This window comes from Bdellovibrio bacteriovorus (genome assembly GCF_002208115.1).
Classification (GTDB): Bacteria; Bdellovibrionota; Bdellovibrionia; order Bdellovibrionales; family Bdellovibrionaceae; genus Bdellovibrio; species Bdellovibrio bacteriovorus_C.
The window spans coordinates 2,649,955-2,666,936 of record NZ_CP020946.1 but is presented as its reverse complement, the minus strand read 5'-3'; the positions used below and the strand labels follow the sequence as shown (position 1 = coordinate 2,666,936).

General features: G+C 51.0%; 14 protein-coding genes and 1 pseudogene. 11 read left to right on the top strand and 4 right to left on the bottom strand.

The features are described 5' to 3' along the window. Window positions 1–7 precede the first annotated feature (7 nt). The 6 genes and pseudogenes from rny (at window position 8) to B9G79_RS12790 (ending at window position 6,086) form a co-directional block, all read left to right on the top strand. Complete coding sequence (rny, locus tag B9G79_RS12810) at window positions 8–1,573, top strand: ribonuclease Y (RefSeq protein WP_088565857.1); 1,566 nt, start codon at window positions 8–10, stop codon at window positions 1,571–1,573. Then, window positions 1,570–2,787, top strand: a complete 1,218-nt coding sequence (gene tyrS / locus B9G79_RS12805; protein ID WP_088565856.1) for a tyrosine--tRNA ligase — start codon at window positions 1,570–1,572, stop codon at window positions 2,785–2,787. The genes rny and tyrS overlap by 4 nt, the downstream gene beginning before the upstream one ends. A gap of 25 nt (window positions 2,788–2,812) precedes the next feature. Beyond that, a complete protein-coding gene (locus tag B9G79_RS12800) occupies window positions 2,813–3,610 on the top strand; it encodes a 2Fe-2S iron-sulfur cluster-binding protein (protein ID WP_088565855.1) in 798 nt (265 codons plus the stop codon). A 63-nt stretch (window positions 3,611–3,673) separates the two neighbouring features. After that, complete coding sequence (locus B9G79_RS12795; RefSeq protein WP_088565854.1) at window positions 3,674–4,483, top strand: alpha/beta fold hydrolase; 810 nt, start codon at window positions 3,674–3,676, stop codon at window positions 4,481–4,483. A 100-nt stretch (window positions 4,484–4,583) separates the two neighbouring features. Beyond that, window positions 4,584–5,012: pseudogene (locus tag B9G79_RS18630) on the top strand (MCP four helix bundle domain-containing protein); the annotation flags it as partial. A gap of 87 nt (window positions 5,013–5,099) precedes the next feature. Beyond that, the gene (locus tag B9G79_RS12790; RefSeq protein ID WP_442857625.1) at window positions 5,100–6,086 is read left to right on the top strand and encodes a methyl-accepting chemotaxis protein; all 987 of its coding nucleotides are present in this window, start codon (window positions 5,100–5,102) and stop codon (window positions 6,084–6,086) included. Here the strand turns inward: B9G79_RS12790 and B9G79_RS12785 are convergent. The 3 genes from B9G79_RS12785 to B9G79_RS12775 form a co-directional block, all read right to left on the bottom strand. Then, window positions 6,076–6,402 carry a HesB/IscA family protein gene (locus B9G79_RS12785; protein WP_088565852.1) on the bottom strand — a complete coding sequence of 109 codons (327 nt, stop codon included), beginning with the start codon at window positions 6,400–6,402 and terminating at the stop codon, window positions 6,076–6,078. The genes B9G79_RS12790 and B9G79_RS12785 overlap by 11 nt on opposite strands. A gap of 104 nt (window positions 6,403–6,506) precedes the next feature. Beyond that, on the bottom strand, window positions 6,507–7,676 hold the full coding sequence (locus B9G79_RS12780) for a cysteine desulfurase family protein (RefSeq protein ID WP_232468651.1): 1,170 nt from the start codon (window positions 7,674–7,676) through the stop codon (window positions 6,507–6,509). 86 nt (window positions 7,677–7,762) lie between these two features. Then, window positions 7,763–9,331, bottom strand: coding sequence for a hypothetical protein (locus tag B9G79_RS12775; protein ID WP_088565850.1), 1,569 nt, complete (start codon window positions 9,329–9,331; stop codon window positions 7,763–7,765). A gap of 197 nt (window positions 9,332–9,528) precedes the next feature. Here B9G79_RS12775 and B9G79_RS12770 point away from each other — a divergent pair, with 197 nt between their 5' ends. The 3 genes from B9G79_RS12770 to B9G79_RS12760 all read left to right on the top strand — a co-directional run bounded on the left by B9G79_RS12770 (window position 9,529) and on the right by B9G79_RS12760 (window position 13,714). Beyond that, the gene (locus B9G79_RS12770) at window positions 9,529–11,823 is read left to right on the top strand and encodes a vitamin B12-dependent ribonucleotide reductase (protein ID WP_088565849.1); all 2,295 of its coding nucleotides are present in this window, start codon (window positions 9,529–9,531) and stop codon (window positions 11,821–11,823) included. A gap of 116 nt (window positions 11,824–11,939) precedes the next feature. Beyond that, the gene (locus tag B9G79_RS12765) at window positions 11,940–13,136 is read left to right on the top strand and encodes a S1 RNA-binding domain-containing protein (protein ID WP_088565848.1); all 1,197 of its coding nucleotides are present in this window, start codon (window positions 11,940–11,942) and stop codon (window positions 13,134–13,136) included. Between the two features lie 212 nt (window positions 13,137–13,348). Further along, entirely contained in the window at window positions 13,349–13,714 is a 366-nt protein-coding gene (locus B9G79_RS12760; RefSeq protein WP_088565847.1) for a hypothetical protein, read from the top strand. Here the strand turns inward: B9G79_RS12760 and B9G79_RS12755 are convergent, their stop codons facing one another. Next, window positions 13,715–14,815, bottom strand: a complete 1,101-nt coding sequence (locus B9G79_RS12755) for a competence/damage-inducible protein A (protein WP_088565846.1) — start codon at window positions 14,813–14,815, stop codon at window positions 13,715–13,717. A gap of 182 nt (window positions 14,816–14,997) precedes the next feature. Between B9G79_RS12755 and B9G79_RS12750 the strand changes: the two genes are divergently transcribed. After that, window positions 14,998–16,206 (top strand): acyl-CoA dehydrogenase family protein, encoded by a 1,209-nt coding sequence (locus tag B9G79_RS12750; RefSeq protein WP_088565845.1) that lies wholly within the window; start codon window positions 14,998–15,000, stop codon window positions 16,204–16,206. A 20-nt stretch (window positions 16,207–16,226) separates the two neighbouring features. Next, window positions 16,227–16,943 (top strand): TrmH family RNA methyltransferase, encoded by a 717-nt coding sequence (locus B9G79_RS12745; RefSeq protein ID WP_011163712.1) that lies wholly within the window; start codon window positions 16,227–16,229, stop codon window positions 16,941–16,943. The last annotated feature ends 39 nt before the right edge of the window (window positions 16,944–16,982 follow it).

Sequence of the window (16,982 nt, the reverse complement as noted above, 5' to 3'; positions counted from 1 at the left end):
ATGAATCATGGAGATCGTAATCAGCGCCATTATCGGCCTGCTCATCGGTGGAACAGTCGTCTTCGTTATCAAGCGTCTGCAGGACAACAACAAAAAGAAATCCGCACGTTTTGAGGCAGAGCGCATCGTCAACAAAGCCAACTCTGAAGCTGCCAAGCTGAAGAAGGATTCTGAAAACAAGGCCAAGGATTTCGAATCCCGCGCCCGCAAAAATGTCGAACAGGACATTCACAAACAAAAATCCACTTTGAAAAACAAAGAAGCGCAGCTGGATCGTCGTTTGAAAGAGATCGAGGATCAGTTCAAACAAAAGATGGAAGAAAACGAGCGCTATCTGAATTCCCTCAAAGACCGCGAGGAAAAAATCGCGATCTCTGAAAACCGCATCAAGGATCTTGAGAAAAAAGGCGAGACTCACATCGGAGAGCTGAAGCAGAAGCTGGAGTCCGTGGCAGCAATGAGCCAGGATGAGGCGCGCCGCCAGTTACTGACCGCTTTGGAAGACGAAGCGAAACAAGAGGCCGCGAAAAAAATTGCCCAGATCGAGGAAGAAGCCAACAAAGAATCCGAGAAAAAAGCCAAGCGCATTCTGGCAACAGCTTTGTCCCGCTTTGCCTCCGAATACACTTCTGAAAGAACTGTCAGCGTTCTGGCTCTGCCAAACGACGAGATGAAGGGTAAAATCATCGGCCGTGAAGGTCGTAACATCCGTACGCTGGAAGCACACTGTGGCGTGGATCTGATCGTCGATGACACGCCAGAGGCGGTGGTTATCTCCGGTTTCGATCCGGTTCGCCGTGAACTGGCTCGTCGTACCATCGAAAAGCTGATGGAAGACGGTCGTGTTCATCCGGCACGTATCGAAGAAGTCGCTGAAAAACAAAGAAACGAACTGATGAAATCCATGAAAGAGGAAGGCGAGCGCCACGTGATGGAGCTGGGCATTCCGAACATGCACCCTGAGCTGGTGAAAATCATCGGTGGTCTGAAATACCGTTCTTACCAGGGCCAAAACGCCTTGAATCAGTCTTTGGAAGTGGCGACGATCGCCGGTCTTCTGGCGGCTGAACTGGGTGTCAGCGTGAAGCTGGCTCGTCGTGCAGGTCTTTTGCACAATATCGGTAAAGCGATCGATCACACCGTGGAAGGCAGCTATGCTTTCGTGGGTGCTGAGGCCGCTAAGAAATACAATGAATCTGAAGATGTGTGCCATGCAATCCGCGCTCACGATGAAGAGGAAAAACCTCACTCCATCCTGGCTTGGATTGTTCATGCGGCTTACACTCTTTCCAGCTCTCGTCCGGGCGCACGTCGTCCGCAGATGGATACCTTCATCCATCGTTTGGAAGACCTGGAAAGCATCGGCAACAGCTTCGACGGTGTTTTGAAAACATTGGCGCTGCAAGCCGGTAAAGACATCCGCGTCTTGGTTGAATCCAGCCGTGTGACGGATGATCAGGCGGTGATGTTGTCCCGTGATATCGCTCGTAAGATCGAACGCGAGATGCCTCAGGCCGGTCAGGTGAAAGTGACTGTGGTTCGTGAAACCCGTTCTGTGGAGCATGCAAGATGATGAGTCCTCAGGAGCAGCTGGAAAGAATCAAATTCGGCACGGCCGACTTCATCAACGACGAGGACATGCTTAAAAAACTTAAGCGCTCGATCGAAACGAAGAAACCTTTGAACATCAAGCTGGGTGCGGACCCAACTCGTCCGGACATCCATCTGGGCCACACCGTTGTGATCAACAAGCTGAAAACCTTCCAGGATCTGGGGCACAAGGTGTCTTTCCTGATCGGGGATTTCACGGCGATGATCGGGGATCCTTCCGGTAAAAACAGCACGCGTCCGATGCTGACTCGCGAAGAGATCGAGGAAAACGGCCGCTCTTACGCAAAACAAATCTTCAAAATCCTGGATCCGGAAAAAACCGAGATCGTGTACAACTCCAGCTGGATCATGAAAATGACTCCGGCGGAATTCATCACCATGACTTCCAAGTACACCGTGGCGCAGTTGCTAGAGCGCGAGGATTTCACCAAACGTTACAGATCCGGCACTCCAATCGGTATTCACGAGTTCATCTATCCTCTGACTCAAGGTTACGATTCCGTGGCTTTGAAAACAGATGTCGAGCTGGGTGGTACGGATCAGAAGTTCAATCTTCTGGTGGGCCGTGCGATGCAGGCCGCTTACGGAATGGAAGCCCAGTGTGTGCTGACCATGCCGATTCTGGAAGGTATCGACGGCGTGAACAAGATGTCCAAGTCTTTGGACAACTATATTTCTGTCGTGGATACACCGAAAGACATGTTCGGAAAAACCATGAGAATTTCCGACGAGCTGATGTACCGCTGGTACGAGCTTTTGACGGACGTGGATGCCGCTGGTTTGAAACAGCTGCGTGCGGATGTGGCCGAAGGCCGCAAACACCCGCGCACAGTGAAAGTGGACCTGGCAAAATTCCTTATTAAACGTTTCCATTCCCAGGCTGAAGCGCAAGCGGCGGAAGACGAGTTCAACCGCATCTTCGTGGAAAAAGGTTTGCCGGATGAAGTGCCTGACTTTGAAGTCTCTGCTGAAGATCAAGTGGGTCTGGCGGCATTGATGGTGAAAGCTCAACTGGCCGCTTCGAACAGTGAAGCCGGCCGCTTGATCCAGGGTGGTGGGGTGCAGATTGATGGCGAGAAGGTTTCGGACCCTCGTTTGAAAATCGACCTGAAATCCGGAGCAAGCTTCGTGCTGAAAGCCGGTAAAAAGAAATTCGTTAAGATTGTTGTTAAGTAGTCAGAACTGATCGGGGATCCGAGTTATGAAAATCAAATTTCTTCCGCAGAATATCGAAGTCGAAGGCACTCCTGACAAGAGTCTTTTGCAGATTGCAACGGAGAACAAACTGGAAATCCGATCCATCTGCAAAGGGGTTCCATCCTGTGCAGAATGCCGTGTGCGCATTTCAGAAGGGGAATCCAATACGCTGCCCCCGACGAAAGCCGAGCTGAACCTGATCGGGACCAGTCACTTCATCGACGGTCGTCGTTTGAGCTGTCAGGTTCGTTGTTACGGGGATGTGACGGTGGACCTGACTGAACAGGTTCAAAACAGCGAAAACAAATCCAAAAAAATCAGGGGCTTCCGCGCCAACAAACAGGTGGAATCCAAAGCTGTTAACGACACCATGCTTTTGTCTGAAAAGCCGGAAGACCGTCCACAGCATCAGAACGCGGACCGTGGCGCGGATTCGTCTGAAACTTCCACTGAGGTGGTCGCGGAAGGAATGGCGACTGAACAAACTCAAAGTCCGCCAAAACAACAGCAACAACAAAAGCAGCGTCAGCAGCAGCAAAATCGCCCGCAGCAACAAAAGCAGCAGGGCGGCGGCGGTAATCGCAACCAGCAGCAGAATCAAAAGCAGGGTCAGCAGAAACAAGGCGGCCAGCAACAGAAGCAAGGCCAGCAAAAACAGGGTCAGCCAAAGCAGCAGCAAAATCAAAAGCCGCAACAGCAGCCGAACCAGAACCGCAATCAGAATCAAAATCGCAATCAGCAGCAGGGCCAGAAGCCTCAGCAAAATCAGCAGCCAAAACAGGACCGTAAGGATAATCAATAATCCGAGCGGTCTGGACCTGTGGGCAGTGTCCTGTAAACAGATCTTTACCGATAAGTTTCATGGATGTCACACAAGATCACTTTCCGGGAACGGGGACAAGGGCCACTGCTGATACTTCTTCATGGTTATGGAGGAAGTGTTCATCATTGGGAATCCATCGCGGAAAACCTGTCGGCTCATTACCGTGTGATCGTTCCCAATCTTAGCCACATCTATATGAGCAGCGATAAGCTGTTCTTCACCGTGCAAATCGAAGCTGTTGCCAAGTTCATTCGTGAAAATTTCCCGGGTGAAAAGGTCAGTCTTGCGGGTTTAAGTTACGGGGGGGCTTTGTCCTGGGGGCTTGCGACCCAGCATCCGGATTTGATTGAAAAAACCGTTTTGATCAATCCGATGGTGACAGACCCCATTCGTCACTTCCTGCCCAAAGAACTGAAATTCTTCTTTGCCATTCCGCTCAACTTGAAAAGTGTCTATGTGATGCTTTCGACCCCAATGGGGCGCGCCTTCCTGAAACGTTCAGCGCAGATTTTCCGCGATGAGCGCAGTGAAGGAAACGTGTCGGTAGAAACACTCAAAGGCCGCAAATTACAGTTCGTGGCGCACATGATTCATCACTTTGCTTGGATCTTGCGTTCTGAAGACTGGGCTTACTGGCACACGCGTTTGTACACGTACCGCGGGGAATGTCGGTTGATCTTTGATGAAAAAGATCTGCTTTTTGATCAGACGGCCTATCGTCATTTCGCCAATCATATCGGCTGCGAAGATGTTGTGATTTTGACAGGTGCAGGACACTTGGCTATTAAAACGCAGCCCGAAGAAGTCTCACGTCTCATACGTGAGTTTTTAAGCGAATCCGTCGCTGCTTAAGACACTTTCGAAATAAAATTACGCTTCCACATTCCAGTCATAGTCCTTGGGCATTCTAACTGTGCGGCAAGTTCAGTTTGTTATTACGCCGGAGGAATTTATGAATCTCAGTTGGTTTAAAGGATTAAGTGGTAAACTCTTTGCTTTGCTGGTGGTGCCTTTGCTGGCCTTGACTGTCAGTATCGCCGGATCCAATTACTATATTTCAGAGTTGGCAGATCGCCTGGAAAAAGCAACGACCGGGAGCACTCCGCTGGTGCGCTATTCGGGCCAGATGGATGCCGCGACCAATGATATTTCGCGCTTTGCCTGGATGGCCCTGGGATCTGAGGATGCCACTGAGCAGCAGCGTGCGATAGAGCGCTTAAATCGCTCCCAGCATAACTTCGAGCAGGCCTTGCAAAAGTATCTGCAGTTGCCCCAGTCGGCGGAATACGCCAAAGAATTTGAACAGGTGAAAAACCGCTGGCCCGTGCTGAAGGAAAATATCAGTTGGATCACCACGGCTTTGCAAAATCAAACTCCGGAGCCCGAGATCAAAGCCTATGTGCGCAAGGATCTGAAAGAATCCCTGGAGCTGATTGATGGCGTGAATCAGACCATCACCGAAGAGCGCATGGCGAAGTTGGAAAATGAAACCCATCAGGAACAACTCGAAGTCCGTCGTGTGGAAGCGATGGTGTCCATTGTAGGATTGTTGGTGGGGGTGTCGGTCTTGGCGTTGGGTGCGCTGCAAATCCGCCGCGTGGTAAGGCTGCTGGATCAGTCGGTGCAGGCGTTGTATGTGTCGTCAAAGGATGTCTCTGCGGGTTCAGAGCAGTTGGCAGCCGCATCCTTGCAGGTGGCAAGCAGTTCGACTGAATCCGCCAGTGCGATCGAAGAAACAGTGGCGACGATGGAAGAACTGACTTCCATGGTGAAGGTCGGAGCAGACAATGGTCGTCAGGCGGCAACGCTGGCGCAGGAATCCCGTCAGTATGCGGTGGTCGGTGAAAAAGAAATTGGTGCCTTGATCGAGTCGATGAAAGAGGTTTCCGAAAAAGCCCGCAAGATGGCTGAAGTCGTTGCGGTGATTGATGACCTGGCCTTTCAGACAAATCTGCTGGCGCTGAATGCCGCCGTCGAAGCCGCCCGCGCGGGAGAGCAAGGAAAAGGTTTTGCCGTGGTTGCCGAGGCCGTTCGCAGTCTGGCGCAAAGATCAGCGTCTTCGGCCAAGGACATTCACGCCATGATCGAAGCCTCGCAGATTACGATCGACAAAGGTGTCAGCATTGCGGATCGTGGCGGCGAGGCCTTACGCAACATCGTCACCTCGATTCAGAAAGTGACGGACTTGAACGCGGAGGTGGCAGTGGCCACCCAGGAACAATCCCACGGGATTTCACAGATGAGTGTGGCGATGAATCAGATGGATTCATCCACTCAGCAGAATGCCGCGGCCAGTGAAGAGGTGTCAGCGTCAGCTCAGGCCATGCAGAATCAGGCTTTGCAACTGGAGGCCATCGCGGCGGAACTGTATGCGCTTGTGCACGGAAAAGAAAAAGGGAGTCTTGTAGAGACTCCCTTTTTAAACTTGAATTCAGCTGTTTTAGTTAAACGTTGAAGCTGGAACCGCAGCCGCAGTGTTTGTTGGCGTTCGGGTTGTTGAACACAAACCCTTTGCCGTTCAAGCCACCGGAATACTCCAGTGTCATACCCAAAAGATAAAGCATGCTTTGAGAATCCACCGCCACTTTTTGGCCTTGGGATTCAAAGAACTTGTCTCCATCACGAGTCACAGTGTCGAAGTCCATTTTGTAAGACAGGCCAGAGCAGCCGCCTTTTTTCACCTCAACGCGCAGGAAAGCTGCATCGTCTTTACCTTCATCTTTTTTGAGGGAAGCCAGTTTAGTTGCTGCTTCAGGTGAAATATTGATCATAGAAAGCTCCTTTAACGTCGAAGCCAGTATAACACAGCTGTCAAGGGCAGGGGAACCCCGGATAGGCCCTTCGGGGAGATTGTTCAAGTATTTGAATATATTAACTATTTTTGAATAGCCTGCTTAAGAATCTGAGCCGCACGGCTTAATTCGTCCTGAGTCGTCCAACGGCCCAGGCTTAGGCGCAGCGAGCATTGAACCTCTTCCGTGCTCAGTCCCAGGCCTTTCAGAACGTGGCTGACAACCATCGCACCCGTACCACAGGCAGAACCTGTGCTGACCCCCAGCTTCTGTAAACGAGGCAGAATCTGTTCGGTTTTAATTCCAGGTAAAGTGATGTTCAAATTTGCCGGAGATCTGTCGGTCGGATGACCGTTCAGCTTCACACCAGGGATGTTTTGCTGAAGCTCATACCACAGGAAGTCGCGCAGGTCTTTCATGTGCTGCACTTCCGCCGTGAAGTTCTGCTGGCAAAGTTCGCAAGCTGTGCCGAAGCCGACAACCGCTGGAACATTCACCGTGCCCGAGCGAAGTCCGCGCTCCTGACCACCGCCGTAAATCAAAGGATTCAGTTGAACCTTGGGATCTTTTCCGCGGATGTAAAGAGCGCCTACGCCTTTAGGTCCATAGATTTTGTGGCCCGAGAAGGACATCAAATCAATGCCCATCTCAGTCACATTCACCGGGATTTTGCCCACTGCTTGAGTGGCATCCGTGTGCAGATAAATTTTGTTTTCTTTGCAAAGGGCGGCGATTTCCGGAATCGGATTGATGGATCCGATTTCGTTGTTCACCCAGATAAAGCTCATCAGTTTGGTGTGCGGTTTGATCGCGGCTTTGATTGTTTCAAGTTCAACCACGCCGAATTTATTCACCGGCAGGAAGTCGACCTCCACACCCATTTTTTGAGCGGCGGCCATGCCCTTCATGATCGAGCTGTGTTCGATGTTACTGGTGATAAAGTGAATCGGGGCGTCCGGGCTTTCTTCGCGCAGTTTGGAAATCAAACCGAAGATCACCCAGTTGTTGGATTCCGTGGCGCCACCAGTGAAGGTGACCTCCATGCCCTTGCAGCCGATAAAACTTGCCACTTGAGTGCGGGCTTTGGAAACGGCATTTTCCGCGATCCAACCCCAGTGATGACCGGCGCTGGCCGGGTTGCCGAAGAATTCTTTGAAGTAAGGTTCCATGGTGGCATAAACGCGCGGGTCCACGGGAGTCGTGGCGTTGTAATCAAGATAGATGCCGGTGTCCTGTTGCAAAGTCTTTCCCATAGGGCGTTCGGTGCTCATTTCCATAGTGCCTATGAGCTAAACCTTGCCCGGGCTTGGGGTCAACGAAAAACGCCGGAACGACGTCTTTAGGCAACGACTTTATCTTTTTGTTTTGCCTCAAAATCCAGGATTTTGTCGTTCAGGAAGTTCTGGGCGCGGTATTTGTCCAGATCCTGGATCTCGGCTTTCAATATATGCAGGTTGGAAACGCCCTGATTCTGCAGGCGCTGCTTTTGCACATTAAAGAATTTTGAGCCCCGGGGAGTGTAAAGGACATATTTGTTGTTTTTGGGAAGATAAATGTAAACGTTGAATTCCACCGCCACATCCCCAGCCAGTTCATTCAGATGGATGCTGGCCATTTCCTCGTCGGCGGAATCGCCAAAAGTGGTTTTGACATCCGAACGTGGGAAGAAGGCCATGGCGACCTCGTTTCCTTCATGCACGGACTTGCGCAGGAATTCAGCTTGTTCCAAAGCCCATTCCTCGAAGGGAACCTCTTTGATTTTCAGTTGCATCGATTCGCTGTCTTCGATTTTTTCGCCATTTTCTTTCAGGAAACGGAACAGGCGTTCACGCACTTTTCCCAGGAAAATGTCATCCAGCTTGCGATCTTTTCCCATGGCGGTGATCAAATAACCGGAAAAACGGGTGGATTCGATCACGATGCAGGAAATATTGGTGGAATCTTCAATGGCCTCGGATTCCTCAAAGCTGGTCTGAATGCAGGACTTTTCCAAAGCGTCTTTGGTTCCACGCAGAATGATCGAGTCCTGCTTTGACGCCAGCGGATTTTTTTCAATCTGTTCAGGTGTCGGACGATCCTTGCGGTTCGCTTTGGTGGGCATTGGCGCCCATCCTGTACCGGCCTTGTTGCCGGCGTTCTGACGCATCAGCATCGCGTTCAGAGTTTCGTCACTTTCATCTGCGCCATTTCCCATACTGTTGCCAGCGCTGGGACCTTGTTGGGCCCAGCTTGGGCCCAGACCGTTGTTCTGCGCTGACGGTTGCATCAGTCCCAGATTCAGTTCTGAGTTTGTGCCTGGCATATAGCCGATATTGGATTGCAGGGGGTTGCCAGTGGCGGTGGTGTTGTTATCCGCAGCGCCTATTCCGGCAAACTGATTGTTGCCGTCATCACCGGCCAGCAGTTGCTGCAGAATGCTTTGGGCGCTTTGGGCTCCCGTGGATCCGCCTTCGCCTTTGATGGCGATAACACTGCCGTCTTCGGCGGTGCCGGTGCCATTTCGCTGAAACGGATTGGTGACGCCTTTGGCCTGTTGGTCTTTATAGAATTTGTTGACGGTTCTTTCCACTGCCGGACCGGTCACCGGGGGATACAGCACATATTCGCAGCTGCTGGTGTTCAGCATGTTAAAGCTGGCCGCTGAGTTTTCTTCGCCGAAGATGATCACGCAGCAGGGGAAGGCCTGCGCCAGAATTTTGGGAAGATTTCGAACTTTGCGGTTGGGGTGATCAATACTGATCATCACAAACTGCGGCTGTTCCTGAACCAAAAAGATCAGAGCCTCTTTGAGGTTTGTCGTGGACTTGATGGTCCAGTCGCGGTTTTTTAAGAAACCTTCGACGGTTCCAAGACCTGCCGGTTTGGATTTGATAATGAGGAGCTTTTTCTTGATCGAGTTTTGATCCATTCCCCACGTCCTTTGAAACGTTCTCATATTTCTCTTAACGGTCTGTTGTCGTAAACAAACAAGCCGCGCAGGTTAAACTGCGGATAGATTGCCAAGGCTTAACAGAACGCAGGCCCTTGGACCATGGTCATATCGCACATCTGTACTGTCGAAATCGTGGGCTTGGCTCCAAGTAAAAGAATCTCTAGACTGAATGTATGAAAAAACAAACTCTGCACAGCCCGTCGTACTTTGTTTCTGGAGGCAAAAATCCAGAAAGTCTTTTCGCCTGGAAAAAAGTGAACAGCGAAATTCGCAACCGCAAGGGTGAAGTGTTCTTCGAAATGAAAAATGTCGAGGCTCCGGAAGGCTGGTCACAACTTGCAATTGATATTGCCGCCAGCAAATACTTCCGTAAAGTCGGTGTGCCGGGCGCTGGGCATGAAACTTCCATTCGTCAGATGGTGGATCGTGTGGTGAAGGCCATTGCTGCATCCGCCATTCGCCAGGGCGGTTACTTTGCCACTCGCAAGGAAGCAGACATCTTTGCCAAAGAATTGAAATTCATCCTGCTGTCCCAGCGCGGAGCTTTCAACAGCCCGGTGTGGTTCAATGCCGGTTTGTGGGAAGCCTACAAGTCCCAAAGTCCAAGTGAGCATTTCGCCTGGGATGAAAAAAAGAAATCCATTCAAGCCACCAAAAACGCCTATGAACGCCCGCAGTGCTCGGCGTGTTTCATCCAAAGTGTGGACGACAGTATCGAAGGCATCTTTGATCTGGCGAAAACCGAAGCCAAGCTTTTCAAATACGGTTCTGGCACGGGCAGCAACTTTTCAAAAATTCGTAGTAAGTACGAAGCCACCAGCTCCGGCGGAAAAAGTTCGGGCCTGATTTCGTTCCTTGAGGTTTTGGACAAGGGCGCTGGGGCCATCAAGTCCGGGGGCACGACCAGACGGGCGGCGAAAATGGTGGTGGTCGATATTGATCACCCCGAGGTTCTGGATTTCATCGACTGGAAAATGCGCGAGGAGCAAAAAGCGCATCTTTTGATTGCCGCCGGCCTGAGTGATGACTTCGAGGGCGAAGCCTATCGCACGGTTTCTGGCCAAAATGCCAACAATTCGGTCCGTGTCAGCGATGCCTTTATGAAGGCCGTGGAGCTTGAGCGCCCGTGGAAGCTGAAAGCCCGCCTGACCGGAAAAGTCCTGCGCGAGATCCCGGCAGGCGAAGTCTGGAGCCGCATCACCAGAGCCGCGTGGATGTGCGCTGATCCCGGCATTCAGTTCCACGACACGATTAACAAGTGGCACACCTGTCCTGAAACCGACATTATTCATTCCAGCAACCCGTGTTCGGAATACATGTTCCTGGACGATTCGGCCTGCAATCTGGCGTCGATCAATCTGGTGAAGTTTCTGGGCGAAAACGGGGACTTTGATTTTGAGTCGTTTATTCACACCGCGCGAACTTTGTTCGTTGCGCAGGAAATTCTGGTGGATTATTCCAGCTATCCGACGCAGAAAATTGCCCAGAATTCCCATGACTATCGCCCTTTGGGTTTGGGATTTGCCAACCTGGGAAGCCTGTTGATGCGAAAAGGTGTGGCCTATGACAGTGACGAGGGCCGTGCCTGGGCGGGGGCTTTGACGGCGCTGATGTCGGGGGTCGCATATCTGACCAGTTCCGAGATGGCTCGAGCCAAGGGGCCATTTGCGGGCTATCGCAAAAACAGCAAATCGATGCTGAAGGTGATGAAAATGCACGAGCGCGCCTTGAATCAGGTGGCGTGGAAGATGCTGCCTTCCGGAATCGACAAAGCGGTGAAAAACCTGTGGAAGGGTGTTTTGTATAACGGCGAAAAATACGGATACCGAAACTCTCAAGCCACAGTGATTGCGCCGACCGGAACCATCGGTCTTTTGATGGATTGTGACACCACGGGGATCGAGCCGGATTTTTCTCTGATCAAATTTAAAAAACTTGTGGGCGGGGGCGAAATTCAGATTGTGAATCAGTCTGTCGATGCGGCTTTGAAAGCTCTGCAGTATACCGAGGAAGAACGTCAGGCGATTCTGAAGTACGTCGAGGAAAACAACTCGGTCGTGGGGGCTCCGCAAATGCACCCGGAAGACCTGCCGGTCTTTGACACCGCCACGGCAATGCCCGGTCAGCGGGTTTTGTCCCCGGAAAGTCATGTGAAGATGATGGCGGCTGTGCAGCCGTTCATCAGTGGGGCCATTTCCAAAACGGTGAATATGCCAAGCACCGCCACTGAAGAGGACATCAGCCGCATTTACTTCCTGGCCTGGGAGCTGGGGGTGAAGGCCGTGGCTGTTTACCGGGACGGCAGCAAGCAGAGCCAGCCTCTGAATCTGAAGGAAAAGCCCAAAGCGGTGGAAGAGGTCAGTGTTCCGAACTTCACCATGAAGTGCCCGGAATGCGGGAGTGACACAGTGCTTACGAGTGGGTGCTATAGATGCCCGAACTGCGGGACTACAGTGGGCTGCTCCTAAAGCGCTGAAAAGCGTCCGCCAGTCCTTGAACCTTCTTTTTGGCTTTGTGCGGCGGTGCTGGTCAAAGTTTGGTGGGGCCTTTATTCTCTCTGTTCTCTATAACTAAGGACTGCTTTATGTCTAAAAAAGATATTTTTGGTGATGATATTAACGAGACAAAAGACTTCGCAAGTTTCGAAGAACTTTTTGCTCAATCTGAAAAAGGGATGAAGACAAAGCTTTCCGTGGGCGATCAAGTTCATGGCGAGATTCTTTCCATCGGTAAGGAAGAGGCTTTCGTAGCCACGGGCACTCCGACTGACGGTATGATCCTGACCAAGGATCTGTTGGATGAAAATAAAGAAGTAAAATACAAAGTCGGTGATTACATCGACTGCGTTGTGACTTCCATCAAAGGTGGCGAAGTTCGTCTGGCGAAAAAAGGCTCGATGAATGCTTCCACAGATTCTTTGGAAGACGCTTTCGACATGGAACTTCCAGTGGAAGGCCGCGTGACGGAGACCTGCAATGGCGGCTTCCGTGTGAACATCCAGGGTAAGACCGCGTTCTGCCCGATCAGTCAGATCGACAGCCGCTTTGTTCAGGATGCCAACGAATACGTGGGTAAAAAATTCGACTTCATGATCACTCAGTTGGATCCAAAAGGGCGCAACATTGTTGTCTCCCGCCGCAAGGTTCTGGACCTGCAAAAAGCTGAAAACGAAGGTACTTTCATGCTGAAACATCAGCCGGGCGCTTTGCTTGAGGGCAGAATCGTTCGTCTGGAAAAGTTCGGCGCATTTGTTGAGCTTGAAGCGGGTATCGAAGGTCTGATCCACGTTTCTGAACTTTCCTGGTCCCGCGTTCATGACCCAAAGGAAGTGGTTATGGCCGGTCAGCCGGTGACAGTGAAGCTTTTGAAAATGGAAGAAATCGACGGTCGTCTGAAAATCTCCCTTTCTTTGAAACAGGCTGACGGTGCAGGCAATCCTTGGATGACAGTTCCGCAGAAATTCCCGGTGGGCACAGTGGTGCAGGGGAAAGTGGAAAAGAAAGAGACCTATGGATTGTTTGTGAACATCGCGCCGGGTGTGACGGGTCTTTTGCCTCGCTCCAAATGGCGTGATTCCGTGGATGCCGCTCAATACGAAAACAAAAAGCGTGGTGACGATGTGACTGTTCAGGTTGATCAGATCATGTTCGAAGAAAAGAAAATTTCTTTGGCGTTGCCTGGAGAAGCGGAAGACCACAGTTGGAAGTCTCACTCCACGACCTCATCCGGTCTGGGGGCGATGGCAGAGGCTTTAAAAGGTCTTAACATCAAGAAGAACTAACGGATCTTCCTCGACAATTTGAAATTATGGAAAGCCCCTTGGAGCAAATACTCCAGGGGGCTTTTGTTTTTTTCTTTAGGACTTAAATCAGTTTTTCATACTTAAATCAGTTTTTCATCAATTTTCTGGTTAATCCTAAATAAAAGTGTTCCATGAACCGATAAGAAATGCAGATTTATGCCCTATCAGAACGTCCATCAGGGTGAGGGAATATGAACAGCAACATTGTGTCTTACATTGAGACAAAAATTCTGGAAAATGCCAACGAACGCTGGTTGTTTCAGAACTTCAAATTTGAAGGTCTGAAACTGCGCCCCCTGGAGCAACGCAAGTACTTCGACTTCGGAGTGATTGAAGTGTTCCTGAATTCCAACGGCAGCATTGATGTCGCCGGGGATTTCTATCGCAATTCGATCACACCGAAAGAGTACAACTCGATCCAGGATGCCTGTGCGATGGTGTATGATCATCTTCGCTATGCCGACCAAAACTATCATCGTCTGGTGCAGGCACCGGAAGACTGGACGAAGAAAAGTTTCTTCGGAAGGCTTTTCTCGGGCTTTAAAAAGGCCGGCTAGTCACAGATTGCGAATCCAGAAAATCAGCGCCATCTCGGCAAAGTACTGATGACGGCGCTCTTTCATATTCGCCGACTTATAAGGGCTGGTGATAACGTCCTTCACCTTCCGGCCCTTGTATTCCAGACTGACTTCGCAACTGTGTTCATCCTTCGGCAAAACGTGCAGATGCAGACCTGCCGGGCTTTTCACCTCACGGGATTTTGAAAAACTCCACATTTGATCTGTCATAAAACCACGCAGCACCGGCATCAGTCGGTTCATCAAAAACTGGCCGGTCACTTCATCAATCACACAAAGAGAAGGAATCTGTTTCAGTTTTGCGGCAAAGATTTCAGCCGCGTCCTCGCCATCGCGGGCCAGGGTGCAAAATTGCAGGGCCTCAGTCAGGCGGTCAAAGGCGGGCTGTAAGGCGGATTCTTGACTGCGATAATACGACGCCTTCACTTCCACGTAAGGCAGATGCACGCGGTAACCTTTTTCCACTGCCACATCCTTTAGAACTTCCTCGACGATCACGGCAATATCGGATTCACCGACACCCAGGGTGTCCCATTTGCGGGTCAGATAGGGATCCAGACTCTTCGCCTGTTCAGAAAGCCAGCTTTGAATGTTTGCATCCCACACGGCTTCGATTTCGCGTGGCGGGCCGGGCAGGACAAAAACTTTTTTACCGTGGGCTTCCAGGGTAAACCCGTTGGCTGTGCCTTCGCGATTGGGAAGAATGGTGGCGCCTTGCGGGAAATAGCACTGCTGGCGCTGGATGTCCTTCACGACGTAACCACGCGAGGTCAGGCGGTCGTTGACGTGCTGCCAGCTACCCTCATCAAACTGCAGCTTTTTCCCTGCCCAGTCGGCCACGACATCACGGGTGAAATCGTCCGATGTGGGGCCCAGGCCTCCGGTAATAAAAATCAAATCCGCCTTGGCGGCACAGAACTCGATTCCTTCAAGCATCAGGGGGCGCTCGTCCGGCACCACCAGGTGGGCTTTGGTGGTCAACCCCAAGTCTTTTAGCTTTTTAGAGATCCAAGAGGCGTTTTTGTTTACAATTTGCCCATCGGTCAGCTCAGTTCCAATGCCCAATACAGCGGCTTTCATAGTCAGCGGTCTCCTCGAGGAACTTTAAGGTATTCTACCCCCGGATTTGCGTCCAGAAGCAACGCCAAGCCTCTTGTTAAATGGTGCGGATGCGACGCATTATTGTGGTCAAAACCTTGCCCAGAAGGCAGTCACTACATAGATTCACCAGACTGTACTGCACCGTTTTAAGGAGTCGTTTTATGTCTTTCAATTGGAAAGAGTTTGATCTGTACAATCCAACACCTGAACACGCAATGTTGCGTGAAACTTTGAAGGCTTTCACTGAAGCTGAGATCGAACCTCAGGCGCATGAACACGACCGCAGCGAAAAATTCAATTTGGAGCTTTTCCGCAAAGTCGGGGAACTGGGGCTTTTGGGTATCACGGTTCCTGAACAATTCGGCGGAGCCGGGATGGATGCAACTGCAGCCACGATCGTTCACGAAGAATTTTCAGCTGCAGATCCGGGCTTCTGCCTGGCTTACCTAGCGCACTCCATGCTGTGTGTGAACAATATTGCCGTGAACGGCAGTGATGAACAACGTCACCGCGTTTTGCCAAAACTATGTTCTGGTGAATGGGTGGGGTCCATGGCGATGTCTGAGCCTGCAATCGGCACCGACGTTCTGGGCATGCAGACGACAGCGGTAAAAAAAGGTAACGAGTACATTATCAACGGCCGCAAAATGTGGATCACCAATGGAACTGTCGATGAAAACAACACTCCGTGTGATCTGGTGCTGGTTTACGCTCGCACCGGAGAAAAGCACGGTCGTGCTTTGATCTCCACTTTCCTGGTTGAAAAAGATCACAAAGGTTTCGAAGTCGGTCAGAAGATCAAAGACAAACTGGGCATGCGTGGGTCCAACACCGCGGAACTTGTGTTCCAGGACTGTCACGTTCCGGCAAGTGCACTGATCGGTCACGAAGGTGATTCCATGCTGCACATGATGCGCAATCTGGAAATCGAGCGCCTGACTTTGGCTGCGATGAGTTTGGGTATTGCCCGTCGCTCTATCGAAATCATGAACCGTTATGCGACAGAGCGTGAGGCGTTCGGTAAATCTTTGAACCACTTCGGTCAGATGCAGCGTTATATCGCTGATTCCTATGCTGAATACAAAGCGGCTCGTGCTTATGTTTACGAAACAGCACGCCGTATGGACTTGAACAAAGAAGGCAACCGTCTGGATTCTGACGGTGTTAAGCTTGTGGCGACAACCATGGCGAAAAACGTGGCCGACCGCGCGATCCAGGTTCTGGGTGGTTACGGTTACGTGGGCGAATACGTGGTGGAAAGACTTTGGAGAGACGCGAAGTTGCTTGAGATCGGTGGCGGGACTTTGGAAGCCCACCAGAAAAACATCACTCGCGACCTGGCAAAAAATCCGGAAGCTCTTTACAAATAGTCCTGTCTACCGAGGTCAGAATGTTCCCATACGGGCCCGAACTTGAAATCAATGCCAATCTTCGCGTGAACTACCAGTTGGTGCTGGAGAAGATAGGGCCCCTGCTGACAGACGAACGCCGCCAGAAGATCGAAAAAGTGGTGGCGCTTCGCAATTTTGACACGGCCGTGGTGCTTGAGGGCATCTATGACCGTGGCAATATCTCCGCCGTGATGAGATCTGCCGAGGGTCTTGGTTTTGGCAATTTCCACGTCATTGAAACCCAGGAAAAATTCAAAGAAGCCAATCGTGTCACCCAAGGGGCTGACAAGTGGGTCGAAGTCAAAAAATGGAAAAAGACTGCGGACTGTGTGAAGGCTTTGAAAAATCAGGGTTACAAAATCTATGTGACCCATCTGGATGCAAACGCGAAACCTCTGCACGAAATTGATTTCAGCGGCAAGACGGCGCTGGTGCTGGGGAACGAGCGTGACGGTGTGACCCCTGAAATGATTGCAGCGGCTGATCAGACTATCATCATTCCCATGACAGGCTTTGTGCAAAGTTTCAACATTTCCGTGGCCGGAGCTTTGGGGCTTTATCATATCTCCCAGGACCGCTTGAAGCGCCGTGGAACCAACGCGTCCCTGACGGAAGAAGAGCAGGGGATCTTGCGGGCTCACTATTACATGAGAACCCAGGACAGCGCGGCCCAGTATCTGGAAGAGATGTTTTCCCGGGGCACTCTTAAATCCTGACTTCAAACTTGTGTCGCCCTTTAATTTCCAATAACCTTA

What these genes read in the sequence shown, in the direction of transcription:
- tyrS (WP_088565856.1), top strand. Translation starts at nt 1,570, where the DNA reads ATGATGAGTCCTCAGGAGCAGCTGGAAAGAATCAAATTCGGCACGGCC.
- B9G79_RS12760 (WP_088565847.1), top strand. Translation starts at nt 13,349, where the DNA reads ATGAACAGCAACATTGTGTCTTACATTGAGACAAAAATTCTGGAAAAT.
- B9G79_RS12745 (WP_011163712.1), top strand. Translation starts at nt 16,227, where the DNA reads ATGTTCCCATACGGGCCCGAACTTGAAATCAATGCCAATCTTCGCGTG.
- B9G79_RS12765 (WP_088565848.1), top strand. Translation starts at nt 11,940, where the DNA reads ATGTCTAAAAAAGATATTTTTGGTGATGATATTAACGAGACAAAAGAC.
- rny (WP_088565857.1), top strand. Translation starts at nt 8, where the DNA reads ATGGAGATCGTAATCAGCGCCATTATCGGCCTGCTCATCGGTGGAACA.
- B9G79_RS12790 (WP_442857625.1), top strand. Translation starts at nt 5,100, where the DNA reads ATGGCGAAGTTGGAAAATGAAACCCATCAGGAACAACTCGAAGTCCGT.
- B9G79_RS12755 (WP_088565846.1), bottom strand. Translation starts at nt 14,815, where the DNA reads ATGAAAGCCGCTGTATTGGGCATTGGAACTGAGCTGACCGATGGGCAA.
- B9G79_RS12795 (WP_088565854.1), top strand. Translation starts at nt 3,674, where the DNA reads ATGTCACACAAGATCACTTTCCGGGAACGGGGACAAGGGCCACTGCTG.
- B9G79_RS12750 (WP_088565845.1), top strand. Translation starts at nt 14,998, where the DNA reads ATGTCTTTCAATTGGAAAGAGTTTGATCTGTACAATCCAACACCTGAA.
- B9G79_RS12770 (WP_088565849.1), top strand. Translation starts at nt 9,529, where the DNA reads ATGAAAAAACAAACTCTGCACAGCCCGTCGTACTTTGTTTCTGGAGGC.
- B9G79_RS12785 (WP_088565852.1), bottom strand. Translation starts at nt 6,402, where the DNA reads ATGATCAATATTTCACCTGAAGCAGCAACTAAACTGGCTTCCCTCAAA.
- B9G79_RS12775 (WP_088565850.1), bottom strand. Translation starts at nt 9,331, where the DNA reads ATGGATCAAAACTCGATCAAGAAAAAGCTCCTCATTATCAAATCCAAA.
- B9G79_RS12780 (WP_232468651.1), bottom strand. Translation starts at nt 7,676, where the DNA reads ATGGGAAAGACTTTGCAACAGGACACCGGCATCTATCTTGATTACAAC.
- B9G79_RS12800 (WP_088565855.1), top strand. Translation starts at nt 2,813, where the DNA reads ATGAAAATCAAATTTCTTCCGCAGAATATCGAAGTCGAAGGCACTCCT.